The sequence below is a fragment of the Shewanella sp. UCD-KL12 genome, assembly GCF_001957125.1.
GTDB lineage: Bacteria > Pseudomonadota > Gammaproteobacteria > Enterobacterales > Shewanellaceae > Shewanella.
This window is the reverse complement of the sequence record NZ_MPHJ01000023.1, coordinates 32,774-54,238: the sequence shown is the minus strand read 5'-3', so window position 1 is coordinate 54,238 and position 21,465 is coordinate 32,774. Positions and strand designations below refer to the sequence as shown.

Genomic DNA, 21,465 nt, shown 5'->3' with positions numbered 1-21,465 from the left:
CAAACCTCTTTGATGGACTGGTTACGTATTAACCCCATCCAAAGCACGAGCCAGACTGCCTGCTGTGCAGGCAAACGGCGATTACGGATACTTGCCTTGTTGGCTGTGAGTAATGACTGCTCTATCCACTCTGAATCAATAGCCTCCATTACAGAACCATAAGACCCACTTTCTTCAACAGACTCATGAACTAGCTCAAGCTCTTGCGCAAACATAAAAAAATCCCCACCAGAATACTGGTAGGGATTATCTTTCATCTGCAGGATCGTTCAAGTCCTCTTAAACGATCGGCATTATCTTTTTATAGGAGGGCTTTTTTAACTTAAGCACTTTTACTTAGGCGATTTTAATTTAGCGATTTACCGCATCCTGCAACATATCTATCTCTTCCCTCAGACTTGGCTTGGTAAAGTAAGTTATCGGCACTAGACATCAAAGATTCCATATTCAAGCCATCCTGCCATTGGCAGACACCTTGAGACACTGTGACCCATCGACTCACATCCGAATCAGGATGAGGCAACTTAATCTCAGCAATTGCCTGCTTGAGCTTCTCTGCAATTATTAGACAGCCCTTTAAATCAGTATCTGGTAACAATATGACGAACTCTTCACCACCATAACGCGCCGCGAGATCTCTGGGTCGATTGGCAATCGAGCTGAGTACTTGAGCAAGCTTTACCAGGCATTCATCACCCACTTGATGACCTAAACTATCATTTAGCTTTTTAAAGTAATCGACATCAATAAGAATGACACATAAAGGGTGGCCATTTCGCTCAGATGCCCTTACCTCTTGAGATAGAATCTCATCGAAATGACGGCGATTACTGATCTGTGTCAAGCCATCAATTAACGCCATTCGGCGAAAGTGTTTCAATAGGTACTGCTTCTCAACATCCCTGACGATAGCTTTTTTAAACCAAGAAAACAGTACCTTTTGGCCTGTAATAATGATGGCAAAAAAGCAGATAAACTTAGTCATAGGGAACAGGTAATTATCTGGGATTTCAGTTATTCGTAAAAAAAGCCCCATTAACATCAGAGGCAATACCCCCGTCCACATCACCCTAGGGTTTGGAAATAGCGCGATTGCGAATGTCAGCACTAAAATATCAATCAGCGTCTCTATACTTGCTAGGGCCTCATCCCCACCAACAAGGGTATCAGTGCTATCAAAGATCCTCCAAGTCAGTAGCAACCAGCTAACTTGCAGGATCAAAAGGTAAAATAGCAGTAGCTTATTAGGTACGGCACTAACAGAGCGGATTTTAATATTTACAGCACCAATAACGGCAATAATTGATGTAGGGAGCATATATAGAATTGCACTGGTAACACTGAGAATAGGCGTTACTTGCATCGCTATGTTGGCAAAAATAGCTAACATAATAAATACTGAGACTAAAGAGGCCCACATTACCCCTTTAATCAAGTAGAGATGACTTTCAATGTCCAACTGTTTTTCTGATGAGGGTAGAGCTAGTTCCATTTATACTCACTCATTGATAGAAAGCCAAAGCTCATAAATTCAAATTATCAGCTCATTTAACCACCCATTATAATTGTCCAAAAAAAAACAGCCAACATTTAAGCTGGCTGTTTTCAATGTAAAACAATGATCAAGCGTGATATTAAGCGGCGCTTTGCTGCTCAGGTTCGCTATTTCTGATTAAGAAATCAAATGCTCCTAGGGATGCTGTGGCACCGCTCCCCATCGCGATGATAATCTGTTTATAGGGTGAAGTCGTTACATCACCAGCGGCAAATACACCCGGAAGTGAAGTCTCACCTTTTGCATCGACAATGATCTCGCCTCGCTCAGTTAATTCAACGACACCACGTAACCACTCAGTATTTGGCACTAAACCTATTTGAACAAAGATACCTGCAAGCTCAATCGAATGGCTGGTATTGGTCGTTCTATCGGTATAGGTTAAACCGTTAACACGTTGGCCGTCACCATTCACTTCAGTGGTCATTGCCTGAGTAATGATAGTGATATTGCCCATAGAGGCGGCTTTACGTTGTAGCACATCATCAGCGCGTAACTTGCTATCAAACTCAAGCACTGTTACATGTTCAACAATATTAGCTAAATCAATCGCAGCTTCGATACCTGAATTACCGCCACCAATCACAGCAACGCGCTTACCTTTAAACAACGGGCCATCGCAATGTGGGCAATACGCAACACCTTTACCACGATACTCCTGTTCACCGGGAACATTCATTTCACGCCAGCGAGCACCTGTCGCCAAAAGCATAGTACGGCTGGTCAGGGTTGCGCCATTTTCTAATTCGATATCGTAATAGCCAGGTTTTGCTGCACTTTGGGCAAGCTTTACAGCCTTTTGATTATCCATCACATCGACATCGTAATCGCGCACATGGGCTTCTAAATTAGCCACTAGCTTAGGGCCTTCAGTGGCTTTCACTGAGATAAAGTTTTCTATGGCGACGGTTTCGCTTACCTGACCACCAAACTTGTCGGCAGCGATGCCAGTTTTTAGTCCTTTACGCGCAGCATATATGGCTGCTGAAGCACCAGCGGGGCCACCACCAACGACTAAAACTTCAAAAGGCTCTTTCTCGTCTAGCTTTGCTGCTTGGCGAGTTACGGCGCCAGTATCTAACTTATTAAGGATCTCGCTAAGACTAATACGGCCTTGGGCGAACTGCTCACCATTTAGGTACACAGAAGGTACAGCCATGATATCTCGCTCAAACACTTCTGTTTGAAATAGGGAGCCATCAATCATCACGTTAGTGATATTCGGGTTGATTGCCGCCATCATATTCAGCGCCTGAACCACATCTGGGCAGTTTTGACAACTTAAAGACACATAGGTCTCAAAGTGATATTCACCTGGAAGCGCTTTAATTTGTGCAATAACATCATCTTCTAACTTAAGTGGGTGGCCACCAGTATGTAATAACGCGAGTACTAAAGAGGTAAACTCATGCCCCATAGGTAAGCCTGCGAATGTAATATTAGTTGCAGTCTCGCTATTGGTAACCTTCATCGATGGCATACGCTCGCCTTCGACTTCAGACAATGAAACCAGTGGCGATAAGCTATCAATGTCAGCAGCAAGTGACTTAAGCTCTTGGGCTTTAGGGCTATCATCTGCAGATACGACAAGTTCAACTGGACGCTTGAGGTTTTGCAGATAGGTTTTCAGCTGACTTTTAAGATTCGTGTCTAACATAATGACTCCTAGGTTATCGCTATGAGTCATGCTCACAGTGAAGATATCTGTTTATAAGAAAAGAAAAATTGCTTTGAAAAATAAAAAAAGTTACTAGCCCGAACCTAAAAGGGGGAGCGCGGGCTAGCAATGGGGATGAAACTAGGATTAATGAGCTACCTCATTAATCAACAGCAGTTCAGGAGATGAAGCTAAACTACTGTTGAGCAGTCGAATTAAATCTTACCGACTAGGTCAAGAGATGGTGCTAGTGTCTCTGCACCTGGCTGCCATGCTGCTGGACATACTTCACCGTCGTGAGTAGCAACATACTGAGCAGCTTGGATTTTACGAACAAGCTCAGAAGCGCTACGACCAATACCTAGGTCATGTACTTCAGCAACCTTGATTTCACCTTCTGGGTTGATAACGAAAGTACCACGTAGTGCTAGACCGTCTTCCTCAATCATCACACCGAAATTACGAGTGATAGCGCCAGTTGGATCACCAATCATTGGGTACTGGATTTTGTTAATCGTGTCAGAAGCATCGTGCCACGCTTTGTGAGTGAAGTGAGTGTCAGTAGATACTGAGTAAACTTCAACGCCCATCTCTTGTAGCTTAGCGTAATGGTCAGCCATGTCGCCTAGCTCAGTAGGACATACGAATGTGAAGTCAGCAGGGTAGAAGAAAACAACTGACCACTTACCTAGAAGGTCTTGCTCAGAAACTTCAACGAAGTCACCGTTGTGAAATGCTGTTGCTGAAAAAGGTTTGATAGTTGTGTTGATAATTGACTGATGCATGTTGTGCTCCATAAAGGGTTATTAAATCTTTCACCTGACGCTGTTTGATGCGTCAGTTTGTTTTCGATGTGAAGATAATAACCAAGGAGAACGATTTAGGATAACGGGTAAAACCTATTATCCTAATCGATTTTTACGAAACATAGTTTAATGCACAATTAATAAACCAAATTAGGGGCTAGTTGTTTATGAAGCATACAAAGTGGATGAGTTACTCGTTTGCCAGAAGCAAATAGCTGTGAGTAGGCTTCACCTCGCGGATTAGTGCCAAGCTTGTTTAATGCAAATCGCCACGTAAATTTTATCCATCACCTGCTATGGGCTTAGCTGCAGATACTTAGGTGAAGATACTTAACTGCAGCTACTTCAAACAGACACTGGCACAGTATTAACCTCGATTGATTAGCGCTACTCCCAAATATCAAACCTTGTCAGTGAGCGTCCCAATGTAAAGTCCAATTGCTGAGAGAGGTTGTGGGCCTTAGCTTTCAGACCACTCGCTGTGATCTCCCGCTTTGATTTGCCGGCTAAAACCACCCAATTTCCACCTCCAGTAAGACAAGCTCTAACTTCTATAAAGTGCTTTTGTAAGTAGCTAAGTAAGAGTCTGTTATTGCTATGTTCTTTCCAACAGTTCAATACGAGGTAGCCTTCGGCTTTAATCATTTTGGCAGCATTTTCGATAAAGGGTTCTGATAACTGGTTTTCGTCGACCCCATCGCCGCCATAAATATCAGCAAAAATAATATCAGCTTTCTTATGGTCACCTTGCAACAGAAATTGGTTGGCATCTTGATGAACCAATGACAGCTTCTTTCCAATTGGTAATTGGAAGTATCGCTTAGCAAGTGATATGACCTGCTCCCTTAACTCTACCGCCGTCACCTTGATACCTGTATCAAAGTTTCGCAGGGCATGAATCAAACCACCTCCTCCCAAGCCAAGGATGATCACACGCTTAGGCTTTATAAATAGCAATACCAAGAGCATGGCTTGAATATAAGTATGCTGTGGAATGTGAGGTTCCGCTTTAAGGAGTTTACTTTGCTCGTCATTATCACCAAATGATAGTACGCGCATATGCTTGTCATCTAAGACAATGAGTGGACCGTATTCATCGTGACTTTCGTGGAGGATCTGTTCGTCTTGCATCAAATTGAGAAACTATCAGGGGTTGGGCCGAGCATTATACGAATTGCACTTAGTGAAAGGAAATTTGTATTAGGCATTACAGTACCAATTGTGCTGCCTAATACAGTAAATACACGGTTAACGTAATAATCGGTGAAAGAAATCAACTGCCTGCGCATACATCTGCATCGCTAATGCTGGATCGTAACGCGCTTCGCTATCTCGCATAAATGCATGTTGAGCATTCACCTCTAGCCAGCTAAAGTGTCGGCCTGTTTGTTCAAGTTGAGAATAAACGACACTTCTGCCTTCGCTAGATACATGGGGGTCTTGCTTGCCCCACACCATGACCAGCTCCCCCTGAATATCTTTGGTACGACTCAAGGAGTCATTCCCCTCTTCACAGGGCAAAGTATTAGAGTGAATATCGGTAGCATATAAACAGAAAGCGGCTGAAATATCAGGGCTAATCGCGGCGCGGTAAGCCAAATGACCACCGATACACACTCCCATACTTCCCACTGCACTGGTACAAAATGTTTGCGCCCGAACAAATTCAACTAATGCTTGTGTATCTGAGTCATGGTGCTCAAGTGGCTTAGTGAACTTATCTTGGTTGCCTTTATCTTTCCCTGCATCATCATAAGCTAACACGGTGCCGATTGGGTTTAACTCATGAAAAACCTCAGGAACCAACACAACAAAGCCATGGCCCGCTAATATAGTTGCAGCGCGAGCAATAGGATCTGTTTGCTGAAAAATTTCCGAATAAAAAATAATGGTCGAAAAAATCCCCTCTTCAACAGGGCGGTATAAATAAGTCCGCATCAAACCTGTTGCAGTAGGAATATCATGAACTTCCTGTTTTACCCTCATAACACTTGCTCTCCAGCTAAATATATCTAGTTAATTTATCAGTCACTGATGCACTTGTCAGGTATTATCGATGCTAATTCAATGAAATAGCTTATGCTTAACTCAGCTAATTTGAGCAAAGTAATTAGCTGCATTGTGAACATTGAAACCTAGCCCCCTTCACAGACTGAAATTTCCTGATAAGCTTGCTGCAATTACCTCGCTTATTCGCTGCAACATGAAAAAATCAAAGATATCTGAAAAGCAATTCTGGGCACAAAGGCTTGGAAAAACTAGCCTTAGGGCGCTACATATTCTTGGCATCACAGGAGCTGGCGGTGGGATCCTACTCGGAGTACCACAAACTGAATGGATCTTTTATTGGTGCATGGCAATGACCACAGGCTCTATCCTGATGCTATGGGAAATAGTCAGAGATTGGCGCTGGCTAATACAATTAAAAGGCGTGTTAACACTTGGAAAGTTGGGGCTGCTGGCGCTATTTATTCCCTTTGCAAGCTACAAGCCTGAATTATTAATTACTGTGCTACTACTCTCTGTTGTGGTTTCACACGGCCCTGCTGGGCTGAGACATTTTTCAGTTATACATGGACGACGAATCGATGGAAAAAAAGAAGTTAAGGGCTGAGCCTGCAGCACTCATTACTGAATGCACAGCATTAAAAGGTGTAGAGAAAGCCCATGTACTTGACCTTGCCTGTGGCAGTGGGCGTAATGGTTTATGGTTCGCGCAACAAGGGCATAAGATTACCTTTCTTGATAGAGATTTATCACAGCTTGAGAGGGATGCATCCGCGCATCAATACCTCGAATGGGATTTAGAACTGGAGCCTATTCCTCAACTGCCTAAAGAACAATACGACATCATCTTGGTATTTAACTACCTACATCGCCCACTCTTTCCTCAAATTGCTGCTGCCTTAAAGCCTGGTGGCATAATAGTTTATGAAACCTTTATCGAAAAACAAGCTGAAATAGGCCGCCCTAGAAACCCTGACTTTCTGCTAAAAACGAATGAGCTGAAATCACTATTTGATAAATGGGAATGCTTACAGTACTTTGAAGGTGAAGTTCATAATAACCAAACCATGAGCTTCAAGGCTCAACTTATAGCAAGAAAGCCTCAAGATTAGTACTACCTCTTTGAAGCATCTGTATTTGTTGTAAGCATCAAAATGGCCACTAGAGACTATAATTAACTCAGTGGTCATTCATTAATGAATATGGAGGTTTAATGTTTGCTAACCCAGAACAACACCGTCACGCAATGCCACCACTCATTACTGGATTAATGGTAATATGGGCGCTGATAGCACGCTTACTTTTTGCTGAATCTCATTTATCTCTTGCCCACGCGCTCAGTTTCTACCCGCTTTTTGCTTTTTTCCCTCTCGTTATTCTGCTACATACCAAGATGATTTGGCAAGCCGGTGATGGTATGGAGAGGCTTGACCAAATGGTTTATGCACTCATCCATTGCTTACTCTCATTTGTGGTTTGGACCTTTGCACTAATGCTTGTTAACGGAAATAGTTTTTCTTAAGTATCGCCTTCTACAGATAAAATTTATACATAGGTAATTTACAGACAAAAAAAGGCGTATTCAAAATGAATACGCCTATGTCTAAAAAGGGAGATGACTATATTTTTCTATCTAATACATTTGAAAACATACGTAGTTAGGTTAGCTGCCAACAAATTTAATCGGATAGTAAATTTAAATATTGATTTCATCTTATCGACAAATCTTACTTCAATATGGTTTAGCTAAATCTCAAATCAATCTACTTCTCAAGCTGCCCGCATAAAGGCCAAGGTGAACAATTTCCCATTGGGGAAATGATAACATCCTCATTCGGAGTGTTTTCACCATCTACACGGTATAGTTCATTTAACTTTTTAACTTGAAACTTTTGAATAACTGACAAATCAGACTCAATTTGTTCTTCATTAGAGTGTTGAGCTGCAAAAACAGAAGAACATACAACACAAAGTAGACTTGCCTTAATGATATTTTTCATGATTCACCCAAGTATTATTTATATTAAATTAAAAATTACACTTTCAATTTGCGACCGGTTAGCCCATTCATAAATCAGCTAAAAATTTAATCTACCAATACTATATGAGGCTGCATTCCTGGCTTAAAAATTATCAATCTAAAACTATATAGTTATTAAACCGTATGGACCAGATACGGATAGATAACAATAAACTGTATATGCAGTTAGTACTGAATAAACCCAGGGTAAAGTTTAATTAAAAATCAACCTACCTAAAAATGAGCTAACCCGTCTGCAAACAAAACTACATACCAGTAAGACAACAGGCAATAATGAGAAAGTGATAAAAATGTGATACCATAAAAAACAATAACTTAACTAGCAACGTAATCCTTGTACTGCAACTTTATAATATCAATATTTTTTGCTGTTGAAGTTACAATCAATACTATGCCATTTTCATCGACTGATATTGAGTGACCAACAAGACCATCAAAAGGGATTGTTAGCCTTATTTTATCCATTGTTGAAAGCTCGATACGATCTAAAAAGTAAATACCATCATCAGAGGTTAAGTTATACAAATAACCGCCAACAACGGTCCATGAAAGATTACTTTTTATCGTAAAATCTTTAATGAGTATTTTTTCCTCTCCATTAATTACTCTCCAAAGTCCATCTTTCTCTCTCTTGGTATAATAGAAATCCCCATTAAGTGCGTACTTTCCATACTCCCCCCCGGAGGCCATCACCTTAATTACTTTGCCACTGTCAATATCTAACAACTTAAGCTTTGACTCTCCAAGTACATCAACGCTCGCCACTATACTATTACTGTCAGGCCCCCAGGATATGCTGTAAGCTTCACTTTCAAAATTAAACTTAATAAACTTAAATTTTTTCAATGTTAGATCATAAACAAATGGTCTATTGTTTACTCTGCCCAATACCTTAGTGCTATCTAAAGAGAAACTAACGTCTTTAATGTTTTTTATGCTTTTAAAATGACTAAGCTGTACCTCATTACCACTGCTAAGCTTTAGCCATAATTCAGGCACACCGGTTCGATTCGAAATAAAGGCGACTTTCTCTCCATCAATACTAGTGGCTGCCATGTGATTACCACCATAGGATGAAATATAAACCAAAGATGATGAGTTTTTACTGTCTACTTCCTTATAACTTGAAAGTGATGACATTTGTTCAATCATCTTAAAACTATCAATTCTTAATATTTTTGTTTTAAAAAAATCTCCTAATACCGCAACAACCTCTCCATTTTGATTAGATGTTGGCGATATAATTGGCTGCATGATGTTAGTCATTTGCGCATGGGTTTTATTCTCTAAGTTATAACGAGTCAAGTTTCCAGTCATTGAACGGTATATTAATGATCCACTTTTTCTATCCCACGCTATGGTGTGTAGTAAATGAGATAACGTAAAAAGGCTTTGCAGATTGCCAGTTTCTAGTGAAAGTAGCATGACTTGAGTTTGATACCAGCGTACATTTCTTATTACAGCAATAAAACGGCCATCTGGAGATAAACTTAATGAATAATCCCCTCGACCAATAGAGTATGGCTGACTTAGTTGCTGCCTATTGCTTCCGTCTATACCTATTGAGAAAACTTTCTTTTCAGTTAAGTAATCATATTGATGGTCTTCATCGATAAAAAATAAACCTTTACCTGAACGTTTCCACACGATGCTCGTTTCTTGCATTAGCCTCTTACAAGATGTGATCGTATTGATCTCAGAAAAACTGCCGGCTTCGATTTTTACAAGATTAATTCTACAATCACCGGACTGATCATATGACAGATACGCAACCTTGCTTCCATCAGGGCTAAAAGCAGGAAAACCTTGGCTATCCATAGGATCATCGAGGTAAGTAATAATTCTACTTTCTAACTCCATTAAACCTATACGCCAATTTTTCTCTCCTAACTCTCGTTGCGAAAAAGCCAAGTACTTTCCATCAGGAGAAAGTATTGGGCTAAACTCCTGTCCATCTAAAAATGTTAAACGCTTAAGTTCTGTACTATGGTGAAGAGGAACATCAACATCACTCTTGAATAGAAATTGCCAGCCAAACCAAAAAGATACCCCAACTAAGCCAACAAACAATAAAATAGAGGCTTTTGAATACTTATAAAGTAAAGAAAATATTTTTCTTTCTAGCGACTTCTCGCTATTTACTCCTCTTTCTTCAATATTGCTTCCGGCAATCACCTCCTCAGTAAACTTTTCTTCTCTCGAGGCAGCTTTAACAAAAGCAACCTCGGCAATCAGCACATAACCCACTTTTGGAAGTGTCTTAATAAAGCTTGGAGACTTAGCATTGTCACCTAATTGGTTACGCAGTAAACCTATTATGCGATTTATCGCATTATCTGAAACTTCCCCCCCTGACCACACCTCTTCAAGCAACATATCTCGACTGACTGGCTCTCCAGCGTGCTTTATTAAACACACCAATACCTGCATCGCCCTCAGCTCGACCTTGAGCAAGGTGTCATCTTTAAGAATTGTACATTGGCTGGGGTCAATCAGCCTGTCAGCCAAGCGATATCTAGGTTGAGTTATCATTAAATACCAATCAATTAATCAATGACTTAAATTAGGTCTACATTAGAAAGAGGTGAAATTAGAGCAATATCTGTAGACTAAATCAATACTGCTCAAATATAAGTACAGTTATATAATTAAAAGAAATGCCTATAGAGTTGATTTTTACCTTGCCTCAACTATCAGCTAAAAGGTATCTTTGCCCCGAATTCACTCAAAGGCAGTTCCTATGTCCCACTTTATTTACGCCCCGCCAACCGAACCTTGGCTCGAAATACTCTATCAAGATAAAGATATTTTGGTTGTAAATAAACCTTCTGGATTACTTTCCGTACCAGGAAGAGCTCCTGAACATCAAGATAGCGTATATAGCCGAGTGCTTGCTGAACACCCAAATGCTCAGATAGTTCATCGACTCGATATGTCTACTTCTGGTGTCATTGTTGTCGCTCTTAGGCGAAATGCAGAAAAAGAGTTGAAAAGGCAGTTTAGAGACAGAGAAACCAAGAAGACATACTTTGCTCGTGTGGCAGGGCATCTGAAACAACAGAGTGGAACTATCGAACTTCCCCTCATCTGTGACTGGCCTAACCGCCCTAAACAGAAAGTCGACCATGACATTGGTAAAGCATCTGTCACTCACTTTGAAGTGATAAGCTATGCTAAGCGTTCCACATTGGTGAAATTAACACCTATCACAGGCCGCTCTCACCAACTCAGAGTGCATATGATGGCTATGGGGCACCCCATTTTAGGCGATAACTTTTACGCAGATCCTTTAGCTAAACGCCTATCAAGTCGCTTATTACTGCATGCCCAAGCACTCACAATTAAGCAGCCTTACTCGGGAAAAGAACTCAGTTTCAACTGTGAGGCCTCATTTATACATCCTGTAAACGAGCAGTAATGTAGATTTCGACATATCTATTTACCTTTATACCTCATTACTTCGAGATCCAAGCTTATCTACCGCCACTTGCTCTGCTTTAGACGATAGCCTCAATATTATTGAGGCTACTTTACTGCCTTTAATCACTATACCTCTCACTACATACTCTCATTTTGCTCTCAGTCCTCACAGTACAATCATAAATGATAACCAAAGCTTAGTTGTAGCTAGTAAATACTCAAAGTAAAGGGTAAATTAACATCTAATTATTACTAAAATTATAAGTTAACTATGGAAACCGCATTTCAACGTGATCAGCTGGACAACCAAATTTTATCCGCATTAATGAAAGAGGCTAGAACGCCTTTTGCTGAGCTGGCAAAACGCTTCAATGTCAGTGCAGGAACGATCCATGTTCGAGTAGAAAAAATGAAGCAGGCTGGCATCATCACTGGCGCACAGATAACCGTTAACCCTAAAGCACTTGGCTACGATGTTTGCTGCTTTATCGGTATCAATCTCAAGAGTGCCGGTGACTACCCTGCAGCTATCTCTAAACTGAATGAACTTGAAGAGGTCGTAGAAGCTTATTATACCACCGGTAATTACAGCGTATTTGTAAAGGTAATGTGCCAATCCATCGATGGTTTGCAACATGTACTCATTAATCGTATTCAATCTATTGATGAGATTCAGTCAACAGAAACTTTAATCAGCTTGCAAAACCCCATTGTTAGGGCGGTAAAACCATAGAACAAATAGAAATAAGTTATTTCGTCTATTTAGTAGACTAAATAATGTAAATTACAACTTTTTTCTCTTTCAAAGTTAAATATGTAAAGCTTTTGTGTTACAAGTTACACAACCCCAACATAGGGGCAACAAAATAACAAAAGCATATGAATGACATTGCACGGTAACTATATCTGTGCCATCAGTTGACAAGGAAGAAGTTGTGAAAACAAAACTATCAATAGCTATAACAGCCGCGCTGGTATCAAGCGCAGCTATGGCAAGCAGTGAATACTCTGCTAATAAATTTTCTCCAGAGATCACCTCAGTAGATAACTATAAAAAATCTGCAGTGTCTAAATCAGCTGTGAGCGCACCACAGCGATTTATTGTTGAACTTGAATCTCCTGCTATTGCCAAATATCAGGGTGGCATAGATACATTCTCTGCGACTGCTCCAACTAAGAAGGGTGAGCGAGTAAATATCCAGTCAGCACCCGCTATAAGCTATGCGAGTCACCTTCAATCAGAGCAGCAAGCTTTTCAGTCTGCACTTTCAAAGGCTACACCAAACGCTAAAGTTGAGCGTAATTTCAAAACATTATTTAATGGTGTGACGCTCGTAGGTCAAGGCCTTACCCTTGAACAGCTATCAGCTATGCCTGGTGTTAAATCTGTTTACCCTGAAACCATGTACCAAACCAGCATGGACGCATCCCATGAGGTCATCAACAGTGCTGCTATGTGGGAAGCGGTATCGGGCATGGAAAATGCGGGTAAAGATATTCGTGTAGCGGTCATTGATACTGGTATTCGCCCTGAAAACCCAATGTTTTCTGGTGAAGGTTTTAGCAAACCTACAGCCAACATGCCTACCGATGATTACTGTTCAACGGTCGATACTAGCTTTTGTAATGACAAGCTGATTGTTGCGCGTTGGTCTCAACCAACATTTGCTGTATGTGCCGATGAACATATGAGCCCATTAGGTTATGGCGGTCACGGTTCACACGTTGCAGGCACCTCTGTTGGTAACAAGGTTTCAACCACATTCAAGGACATAGAAGTAGAGCTTTCTGGTGTCGCACCTGCAGCATATTTGATGTCTTATAAAGCGCTCTTTACTAAAGAAGATTGTTCTGGTGGTAGCGGTTCAAATATCATGTTGATGGAAGCTCTAGAGCACGCTGTTAATGATGGTGCCGACGTTATCAACAACTCATGGGGTGGTGGCGCTGGTGGCGATCCTGCAAACAGCCCATACAAGACGATGTTTGAAGCAGCTGAAGCTGCTGGTGTCGTAGTCGTTACCGCTGCAGGTAACGATGGTAATGGCGCACAAACTATCGGCTGCCCTGGTTGTATCGAATCAGGAATAACTGTTGCTAACAGCACTACCGGTCGATTCTTTGCCAATGGGTTTACAGCTGGCGGCGATGAACTTCTAGCGATTGAAGCTAACAACGGCCTACTCACCGAAGATATCTCTTTACCTGTTATCGCAGCAGTTAACATTAACGCAGATAACTTCGAAGGCTGTTCTGCATTCCCTGCAGACTCTTTTAAAGATGGTATAGCACTGATTTCTCGTGGCCTATGTGCATTTTCTGATAAAGCGGCAAATGCAGAAGCTGCAGGTGCAAAAGCTATGGTTGTCTATAACAGCAAGCCTGGTGCACCAATTAGCATGTATATGCCAGATGCAACATTACCTGGCGTAATGATTTCTGATGCTGATGGCGCTGCAGTTATTGATGGGCTAGGCGATGAAACAGTGGGTACTATTGGCGCTGAAGTAAAACGTATTTCGGATATGGCACTTGCTGATCTCATAAATGCCTCTAGCTCACGCGGTCCGAACGGTAATCAAAATATTCTTAAGCCTGATTTAGCCGCTCCTGGTACCTCAATCCTTTCTGCAACATCACCAGATGAAGATGGGACTGACTTTACCACTATGACGGGTACAAGTATGGCCAGTCCTCATGTAGCCGGTGCTGCTGCGCTTATGAGCCAACTTCATCCAGAGTGGAGTGCCAATGATATTAAAACGGCGCTAACCTCTACTGCACATATGAGTGGCGTACTTGACGATGATGCTGAAACGCCTGCATCGCCGTTTGCTATGGGCGCTGGACGTATGGATCTTGATGCCGCAGCAAAGGCTATTCTAACCTTTGATAAGCCTTCTGTAGCTTCTGACTCATGTGTTGGTCCATGTACATTTACTCGTACCGTATACAACAAGAGTGATGAAACGACATCATGGACTCTGTCAGCATCTGCAGATAGTGCCGGTGTTAGCGTTTCTCCATCAACACTTGAACTTGAAGCAGGTGCATCCGCTGAGTTTATGGTTACTGTTGATTCAACATTTGCTGAATATGGTTCTTGGATCTTTGGCAATGTGATGATTAAGAGTGATGAAGGTAAGCAAGATGCCCACCTTCCATTGGCAGTTATGGCAAAAGAGTCGAGCGACTCATCCCTAATTTCTGCAGTAACAACGGCTACAGATATTAAAGCGAGCGACGAGTTCCCTATTAAGGCTGTGGTAAACAACTCTATTTTTGAAAATACTGTTACCGTAACGGCAAATGCTCCAGAGGGAACGGCACTCACCTCTAAAGATGACGTGAGTGTTACCATCAATGGCGCTAACCAAAATGGCTTTGACGTCAATGAAGACCTAGGCTTAATAACTTGGGTTGGTAAACTTGATCTGCCTGAAATGTCTTCAGTAAAAGGAACTGGAGCAAGCCCTAGTATCTTCGACTTAGGCATCGCTTACGTCCCAGCTTGTGACGAAGGTTGTGATGAAAAAGCATTTACCTTTGGCACGCCAGAATATAAGTATAACGGTACGACATACGACAGCATAACCATCTCTGATAACGGTATCGTTATTGTTGGTGGTGGTACTACATCAGGCACTTACCTAAACAAAGAGCTACCTGATTCATCAAATCCAAACAATATCTTAGCTCCACTATGGTCAGATTATGATCTATCTGACGGTACATCTGGCGACACAGGTGGTGGTCAGCTAGGAATTCAATTTGCCGAGTCTGGTGACGATACTTGGATTGTAGTCGAATGGAACAAAGCCCAAGTCTATGGCGACACATCTGGTGATGCTTATACGTTTAGTGTCTGGATTAAGGCTGGTGCAGAGGAAGATATCTGGTTTAACTACCATGATATTCCAAACATGCCTGAAAATGTAACTATCGGTGCTGAAAATATTGGCGGCAGCGTAGGTACTACCTTCCATTACAATGGTGAGGGTAACACTGTCGTCACTGACGATTATGTACAACTGCAACAAGCAGCTGCTGGTAGCGTTGAAATTGATTACATGGTCAAAGCGACGAGCTTTAATCACGGTCAGGCAAACACTGCGACAACAGATGAAGAAAGCAGTGTCGAACTCAATGTACTTGAAAATGACACCATGCCAGATCAAAAAGTTGCTCGAGTTTCAGTGACTGGCGACGGCATGACAGCCAATGCACAGCGCCTTATTGACGTATCCCCAGATGGTGCTCTAGGTAAGGCAACTATTGCAGATATGCCAGAAAACGGTACCGTAACTTTAGCTGAAGATGGTGCAGCGGTTTATACACCGAATGATGACTTCTTCGGTAAAGATACGTTCAGTTATACCTCTGAAGATGCTGCGGGTAATGTATCAACACCAACTATTGTTACTGTTACAGTAAATAACATTAACGATGCGCCTACAGTGGCTCCAAGTGCTGGTAATACCATTACAGGTCGCCCAACTATGGTCGAATCAAATGCTTTCGATGCAGATGGTGATGAGTTGACCTTTAAGTGGACTCAGACAGCAGGTGATGCAGTAGACTTTAATGAGACAGATGAAGATATCAGAATCACTCCAACTAAAGCAGGAACATACTCATTCAGTGTAGTCGCTAGCGATGGCACACTTGAAAGTGAAGCTGGTTCTGCAAGCTTTACAGTGAAGGAGAGAGATGAGGATAGTGCTGGCTCTCTAGGCTGGTTAACTATGCTACTTCTTCCACTTGCAGGCCTACGTCGTCGTAAGCGTTAATGGCAAGTTGATATAGTCAGTAGTAAAACAAAAAGGGAGCCAATTTGGCTCCCTTCTTTATATCTTACGCCCCCAATACCTTCCAAATAGATATCTACTTACTCAGATTGGTATTAGTACTGAGCTATATCTCAAACACGTTAGTCATGACTTTATAAAGCTCAGTTCCCTGATATACGGAAGCGGAAGCAAAATGAAGAATAGGCACACAGTCTTGATTTAAACTCAGCGGGGTTAACACCTCATCGGTACCATACTTGTCTATACGTAAAATATTTGCCAAAGCCTCGCCTGCTGGTATCGGTTGCCCCACTTCAGCCAAATACTCGACCATCCCCCCAAGAGGAGAGTGATACTTTTTATAATCCTTCAAATAGCAGGCATGACGAGACATAACTAATGGCTTTACCCGCTCCTCAATCACACCACGCTCACTTAAGTAAGCCAATATACCATCGGCATCCACTAAGGCATCATCGAGATTAATATTCTCCTGTGAACCCAACTCTAAGGTAAACGCTGAAACGGGTATTTCAAAGTCACGACCCATTGAGCGCATATGCTCAGCAAGTTGCCACCAAGGGCAGAAGACCGACTCATCCATAGCACCACCAAAATCATTGGGAATGAATAAGGTGTATGGAATAGAGAAAAACGATGCTGCATGGGCATCATATTCAGGACAATAAAGGTGCTTGCTGGATTTAGGGCCAGTGTGAAGATCAATGACGATATCAGCCTGATGTGCCATCGTTTGTAGCATCACAGCCTGTTGATGACCTGTAGTTACGCCCCACTCAGAGTTTAAGCGGTCATGACACGCGTCCACCAGCATAGCTCGATACTTTCCTATTATCTCACTATCAGACAGCGCGCTATGACTCTCAAACCAAGCAGCCAGATCGATTTTATGATCTAAATATTCTCTATTCCAATTTACACCTGTGATGGGATCGAAGCGACCTAAAGTAAATTCACCACTTTTCTGGTTAATCCCAAGCGGATTAGCCAGAGGCACTAAGGTGATATCAGCACAAAGAGTGTACTGTTCTAGCCGCTTCATCAACTGATAGATAACGGCATTACCCTGCACCTCAGCCCCATGCACATTCGCTTGAATGTAGACACTCGGTGCCGATGAACGACCGCACTTATGGTTAAATATAGGTACAGTAAGATCTTGGCCAGTCGCTAATTCACCGACCTTCAACGATGATTGGGTAAAGCTCATTTTCAATCCTTCAAATAATCACTCTAGGCTGACGTCCTTGTTAACGAGAGCCCAGAACTACAACAGGTAATACTTTGAGTTCATTACTCAAACAGGTTTTCGTGTAAAGCACTTACCACTTGCGCAGCCTCAGACTCAGCAACCAGAACACATAAGTTATGCGGACTCGCCCCCTGGCAGATCATACGCACATTATGAGGCTCTAAAACCTCAAATACTCGACGACAAACCCCCGGTGTTGATGCAATCTTATTACCGACAATAGCGATTAAAGCTAAACCATCTTCAACACGCACACGACAATGTTGTGACAACTCTTGCAGCAAGGATTCACTCAGTAGGCCGTTACCCGCAGAATCTGATCCTGTCTTATCGAGTGTCAGTGACACGTTCACTTCAGAAGTCGTGATCAAATCAACACTGATCTTATGCTTAGCTAAAGTTGCAAAGGTTTCAGCAAGAAAACCTTGTGCATGAAGCATCTGCAAGCTGTGAAGGTTTAACAATGTTTGATCTCGGCGAACAGCAACCGCACGATATACAGGGGCATCTTCCACCTGATGGCGGATCCAGGTTCCACCACGCTCAGGCTCCTTGCTAGACCCCACAAACACTTGAATTTTTTGTCTAACAGCGGGAAGAATAGTTGCAGGATGAAGCACTTTAGCACCAAATGTCGCCATCTCAGCAGCCTCATTAAAGCTTATTTCTGCAATAGGGCTCGCCTTTGGTGCAATTCTAGGATCCGTAGTATAGATACCTGCTACATCCGTCCAGATCTCAACGGCAGTGGCCTTTAAGGCTTCCGCCAATAGTGCAGCTGAATAATCACTACCACCACGGCCTAACGTGGTTGTTGCGCCAGCAGCATCGGCACCGATAAAGCCTTGAGTTACAATTCGTTGACTAGTTAATAGCGGTGCTAAATGCTCACCAGCAAGTGCTTCGAGTTGTTCAATTTGTGGTTCCGCGCGGCCAAAGTGGCTATCGGTGCGCATAACCTGACGAACATCAAACGCACTAGCAGCTTCACCCTTCTCTCTTAAAACCGCAGCAAATAGCGCAGATGAGCATTGCTCACCTTGAGCTAGTAACTCATCCGTTGTCGCTTTATCCCTGCTCTGGCTTAATGATTCACTCAGCACTGAAATGCGGCTTAATATTGTATCGATACGTGCAGCTAACTCTTGAGGCCGCCCGAGATCGTCTAAGATCTGATACTGAATGTGTGCGATCTGCTTGATGAGCTGCATTCTTCGCTCATCACTCGTTTGCTCTTGCGTCAACTCTACTAATAAGTTGGTAACACCACTCGATGCGCTAACAACAACCACTCGAGCATTAGGGTTAGCAAGAATAATATCGGCACAACGACTCATAGCGGAGTAATCAGCAACCGAAGTTCCACCAAACTTTGCGACTATTAGGGACATTACACAGCCTCCACAGAAAGTAGATACTGATAAAATTGATTTGTAGATAAATAAGGGTATAAAACTAACATGATCACGCTCCGAACTAACTTCGTTCGAAGAGCCTGGTGCAAAGAATACGCAGCCCAAAGACGGGAAACAGCAATCACCACCAGAAGCTCTCCACCAATAAAAGGTGACAATCTAAGGGATTCAGCCCTTTCGACCGATATTGAGTAGATCCAAATACTGCAATACCTCGGCGCTAACCTCCCTCATAAGCCATCATCAGAGTTTGGGCTCTTCAGACTTACTACCTAGTTAACGCTCCTCTTCTGTACCAAACCTAGACATAAAGATGAACTGAAGTTTGGAGAATGAAAATTATCAAATTTAGATAGTTTAAGTCAATGGCAGAACGTCACTTAATGGCTAAAGAATAGCGGCAGGTATAAAAAACAGTGTTCGTTTAGAGGAAAACTTTCACCAAGCAGAGATAAAGCCGACGAGAGGGCATCATTTTCTATTCTCTTAAGTAACGGGTTCTCAAAAAGTAAACAGCTTCTTGTTAATAATCGAAATCAGGTAATTCACTCACCAGTTTAACCCGTGGTGAAAACTCACCGATAGTGATCTCTTCATGTTGTTGGCCAACTTCAAAAAGACAGGGAACTAAATGTAACTGACCATTCTCAATAAAATAGATAGCGTTTTGCTTAAACTTCATTCCCAAGTGAATGGCCGTCAGTTTATCTATAGCGACTGCCCAGCTCTTCTCCATATGAGACTGATCTGCAGATGTGCCAACAACGGCTCGATAAGGAAGTCTAAATTGCTCAATGGCGTTTTGGAGTTGTCTATCAAGAAGACGGTTTTGACAAGAAGTAAGGATCTGCCCTCTAGGATTGTGAGCAGTAATAATGGCAAAAGATAACTGAGACGATAATGTTTGAGTAAAAAGAAACTCTGTTTGCTGATAATGTTGCCACAGTCTCTTATTCAGGAGTCGCTTGTTCGAGTCGATCATCTGGACTATATCCCTCTATTTGATTCAAATGATTATAGCAAACTCACCCAATCTTCCTACCCCTGTGATATAGATCACCAAAGCTCATTTTTCAACATCCTTAAAATTCAACACTTTACAGTGGTTAGTGTGATATAGGTCAAATCCACAAGTAAATTTGTTAACATTTCATTTGTTAACAAATGCCTAAAACGAGTACAATAGATGACGTTGCTCCTTGTACCATCGCGGATAAATGCGATGCACCTTGTTACAATTGGGGCTAAGATCAAACTTAGTAGTTAGCCAGAATTCTGTATAAAATGTGAGCAGGCGCCAATTTCGCGTTTTAACTTCAAAAATATTAATAAATAGAGGGAACTAAACTCTACTATTGTTAATCGAAGTAAATACAGTTCGCGTTCCCATTTATTGAGATACGCATACTTTACTAATCATGGAAGTGTGTTGTTGTTTCAGCCGGTTTGAAAGCACCTACGTAGAGCAGTATAAGTCAGCATGACGAGATTGAGTGCCACAGCAAGTTGTTGCATGTACTCATTGTTAGAACAGATTTGAACAAATTAGGTAATTAAATATGCAAAACCCGCACATTCTGATCGTTGAAGATGAAGCCGTTACCCGTAACACGCTAAGAAGTATTTTTGAAGCTGAAGGATATGTGGTAACTGAAGCCAATGATGGCGCAGAGATGCATAAAGCCATGCAGGAAAATAAAGTCAACTTGGTTGTAATGGATATCAACCTTCCTGGTAAAAATGGTCTTCTGTTAGCACGTGAACTACGTGAAATTAACAACATCGGCCTTATCTTCCTAACTGGCCGTGATAATGAAGTAGACAAGATTTTAGGACTTGAAATCGGCGCTGATGACTACATCACTAAGCCATTCAATCCACGTGAACTGACTATTCGTGCTCGTAACCTATTAACTCGCGTTAATAGCACAGGTGCTGAATCTGAAGATAAGAGCAGCGTTGAATACTACCGCTTCAATGGTTGGAGCTTAGAGATCAATAGCCGTTCTTTAGTTAGCCCACAAGGCGAATCTTACAAACTGCCACGTAGTGAATTCCGCGCTATGCTGCACTTTGTAGAGAACCCTGGTAAAATTCTTAGCCGTGCCGACCTTCTTATGAAGATGACTGGTCGCGAGCTTAAGCCACATGACCGTACTGTTGATGTAACAATCCGCCGTATCCGTAAGCACTTCGAAAGCTTGCCTGATACGCCAGAGATCATCGCAACGATCCACGGTGAAGGTTACCGTTTTTGTGGTAACTTAGAAGAGGCATAAAGCTAACGCTTTATTCCAACTCATAAAAAACCAGCCTAACGGCTGGTTTTTTTGTATATGGAATAGAGCTGGGAAGCTTCTAAAGGCTAAGAAAGTTTTTATACCAATCGGTATTAGAATCTAAGAAAGCTATAAGGCTCAAGCCCTAAGCTTTACTTAAAACTTAGGGCTTACAACCCTTAGGTTCTAGCTCGCAACTCGCAGCTCGAACCTTATTTCAAC

Annotated in this window: 18 protein-coding genes and 1 riboswitch; of the genes, 7 read left to right on the top strand and 11 right to left on the bottom strand. The window is 42.0% G+C overall.

All coding sequences use genetic code 11. From position 1 onward, the window contains the following. From BM736_RS23355 to BM736_RS23330, 6 genes are all read right to left on the bottom strand, one after another. Nucleotides 1-215 (bottom strand): transposase domain-containing protein (locus BM736_RS23355; protein ID WP_179079049.1); only part of this gene is annotated, 215 nt, incomplete at its 3' end. Nucleotides 216-346: 131 nt separating this feature from the next. After that, the gene (locus BM736_RS23350; RefSeq protein WP_076416688.1) at nt 347-1,492 is read right to left on the bottom strand and encodes a GGDEF domain-containing protein; all 1,146 of its coding nucleotides are present in this window, start codon (nt 1,490-1,492) and stop codon (nt 347-349) included. Nucleotides 1,493-1,634: 142 nt separating this feature from the next. After that, nucleotides 1,635-3,212, bottom strand: a complete 1,578-nt coding sequence (gene ahpF / locus BM736_RS23345) for an alkyl hydroperoxide reductase subunit F (RefSeq protein ID WP_076416687.1) — start codon at nt 3,210-3,212, stop codon at nt 1,635-1,637. Between the two features lie 215 nt (nt 3,213-3,427). Continuing rightward, a complete protein-coding gene (gene ahpC / locus BM736_RS23340; protein WP_076416686.1) occupies nt 3,428-3,997 on the bottom strand; it encodes an alkyl hydroperoxide reductase subunit C in 570 nt (189 codons plus the stop codon). A gap of 408 nt (nt 3,998-4,405) precedes the next feature. Continuing rightward, nucleotides 4,406-5,149, bottom strand: coding sequence for a spermidine synthase (locus BM736_RS23335; protein ID WP_076416685.1), 744 nt, complete (start codon nt 5,147-5,149; stop codon nt 4,406-4,408). A 117-nt stretch (nt 5,150-5,266) separates the two neighbouring features. Then, nucleotides 5,267-6,004: a dienelactone hydrolase family protein gene (locus BM736_RS23330; RefSeq protein ID WP_076416684.1), complete on the bottom strand. Its 738-nt coding sequence runs from the start codon at nt 6,002-6,004 to the stop codon at nt 5,267-5,269. A gap of 217 nt (nt 6,005-6,221) precedes the next feature. Here BM736_RS23330 and BM736_RS23325 point away from each other — a divergent pair, with 217 nt between their 5' ends. The 3 genes from BM736_RS23325 to BM736_RS23315 all read left to right on the top strand — a co-directional run bounded on the left by BM736_RS23325 (nt 6,222) and on the right by BM736_RS23315 (nt 7,547). After that, nucleotides 6,222-6,632: a hypothetical protein gene (locus tag BM736_RS23325; protein ID WP_076416683.1), complete on the top strand. Its 411-nt coding sequence runs from the start codon at nt 6,222-6,224 to the stop codon at nt 6,630-6,632. After that, on the top strand, nt 6,607-7,137 hold the full coding sequence (locus BM736_RS23320; protein ID WP_076416682.1) for a bifunctional 2-polyprenyl-6-hydroxyphenol methylase/3-demethylubiquinol 3-O-methyltransferase UbiG: 531 nt from the start codon (nt 6,607-6,609) through the stop codon (nt 7,135-7,137). Before BM736_RS23325 ends, BM736_RS23320 begins: the two co-directional genes overlap by 26 nt. Nucleotides 7,138-7,238: 101 nt before the next feature. Further along, nucleotides 7,239-7,547: a hypothetical protein gene (locus BM736_RS23315; RefSeq protein WP_076416681.1), complete on the top strand. Its 309-nt coding sequence runs from the start codon at nt 7,239-7,241 to the stop codon at nt 7,545-7,547. A gap of 241 nt (nt 7,548-7,788) precedes the next feature. Here the strand turns inward: BM736_RS23315 and BM736_RS23310 are convergent, their stop codons facing one another. After that, nucleotides 7,789-8,025 carry a hypothetical protein gene (locus BM736_RS23310; RefSeq protein WP_076416680.1) on the bottom strand — a complete coding sequence of 79 codons (237 nt, stop codon included), beginning with the start codon at nt 8,023-8,025 and terminating at the stop codon, nt 7,789-7,791. Between the two features lie 356 nt (nt 8,026-8,381). Next, nucleotides 8,382-10,598: a winged helix-turn-helix domain-containing protein gene (locus BM736_RS23305; RefSeq protein WP_076416679.1), complete on the bottom strand. Its 2,217-nt coding sequence runs from the start codon at nt 10,596-10,598 to the stop codon at nt 8,382-8,384. Between the two features lie 208 nt (nt 10,599-10,806). On the opposite strand from BM736_RS23305, the gene rluA reads away from it, so the two are divergent. The 3 genes from rluA (at nt 10,807) to BM736_RS23290 (ending at nt 16,276) form a co-directional block, all read left to right on the top strand. Then, the gene (gene rluA / locus BM736_RS23300; protein ID WP_076416678.1) at nt 10,807-11,484 is read left to right on the top strand and encodes a bifunctional tRNA pseudouridine(32) synthase/23S rRNA pseudouridine(746) synthase RluA; all 678 of its coding nucleotides are present in this window, start codon (nt 10,807-10,809) and stop codon (nt 11,482-11,484) included. Nucleotides 11,485-11,757: 273 nt separating this feature from the next. Next, nucleotides 11,758-12,219: a transcriptional regulator AsnC gene (gene asnC, locus BM736_RS23295; RefSeq protein WP_076416677.1), complete on the top strand. Its 462-nt coding sequence runs from the start codon at nt 11,758-11,760 to the stop codon at nt 12,217-12,219. 202 nt (nt 12,220-12,421) lie between these two features. Beyond that, nucleotides 12,422-16,276: a S8 family serine peptidase gene (locus BM736_RS23290; RefSeq protein ID WP_076416676.1), complete on the top strand. Its 3,855-nt coding sequence runs from the start codon at nt 12,422-12,424 to the stop codon at nt 16,274-16,276. A gap of 124 nt (nt 16,277-16,400) precedes the next feature. Here BM736_RS23290 and BM736_RS23285 read toward each other — a convergent pair whose 3' ends face one another. The 3 genes from BM736_RS23285 to BM736_RS23275 form a co-directional block, all read right to left on the bottom strand. Continuing rightward, nucleotides 16,401-17,507 carry a succinylglutamate desuccinylase/aspartoacylase family protein gene (locus BM736_RS23285; protein ID WP_076416675.1) on the bottom strand — a complete coding sequence of 369 codons (1,107 nt, stop codon included), beginning with the start codon at nt 17,505-17,507 and terminating at the stop codon, nt 16,401-16,403. A gap of 83 nt (nt 17,508-17,590) precedes the next feature. Beyond that, on the bottom strand, nt 17,591-18,940 hold the full coding sequence (gene lysC / locus BM736_RS23280; RefSeq protein ID WP_076416674.1) for a lysine-sensitive aspartokinase 3: 1,350 nt from the start codon (nt 18,938-18,940) through the stop codon (nt 17,591-17,593). 147 nt (nt 18,941-19,087) lie between these two features. After that, nucleotides 19,088-19,262, bottom strand: a riboswitch (Lysine riboswitch). Nucleotides 19,263-19,487: 225 nt separating this feature from the next. Then, on the bottom strand, nt 19,488-19,946 hold the full coding sequence (locus tag BM736_RS23275) for a DUF3293 domain-containing protein (protein ID WP_076416673.1): 459 nt from the start codon (nt 19,944-19,946) through the stop codon (nt 19,488-19,490). A 577-nt stretch (nt 19,947-20,523) separates the two neighbouring features. On the opposite strand from BM736_RS23275, the gene arcA reads away from it, so the two are divergent. Beyond that, nucleotides 20,524-21,243 (top strand): two-component system response regulator ArcA, encoded by a 720-nt coding sequence (arcA, locus tag BM736_RS23270; protein WP_076416672.1) that lies wholly within the window; start codon nt 20,524-20,526, stop codon nt 21,241-21,243. Nucleotides 21,244-21,465: the final 222 nt, after the last annotated feature.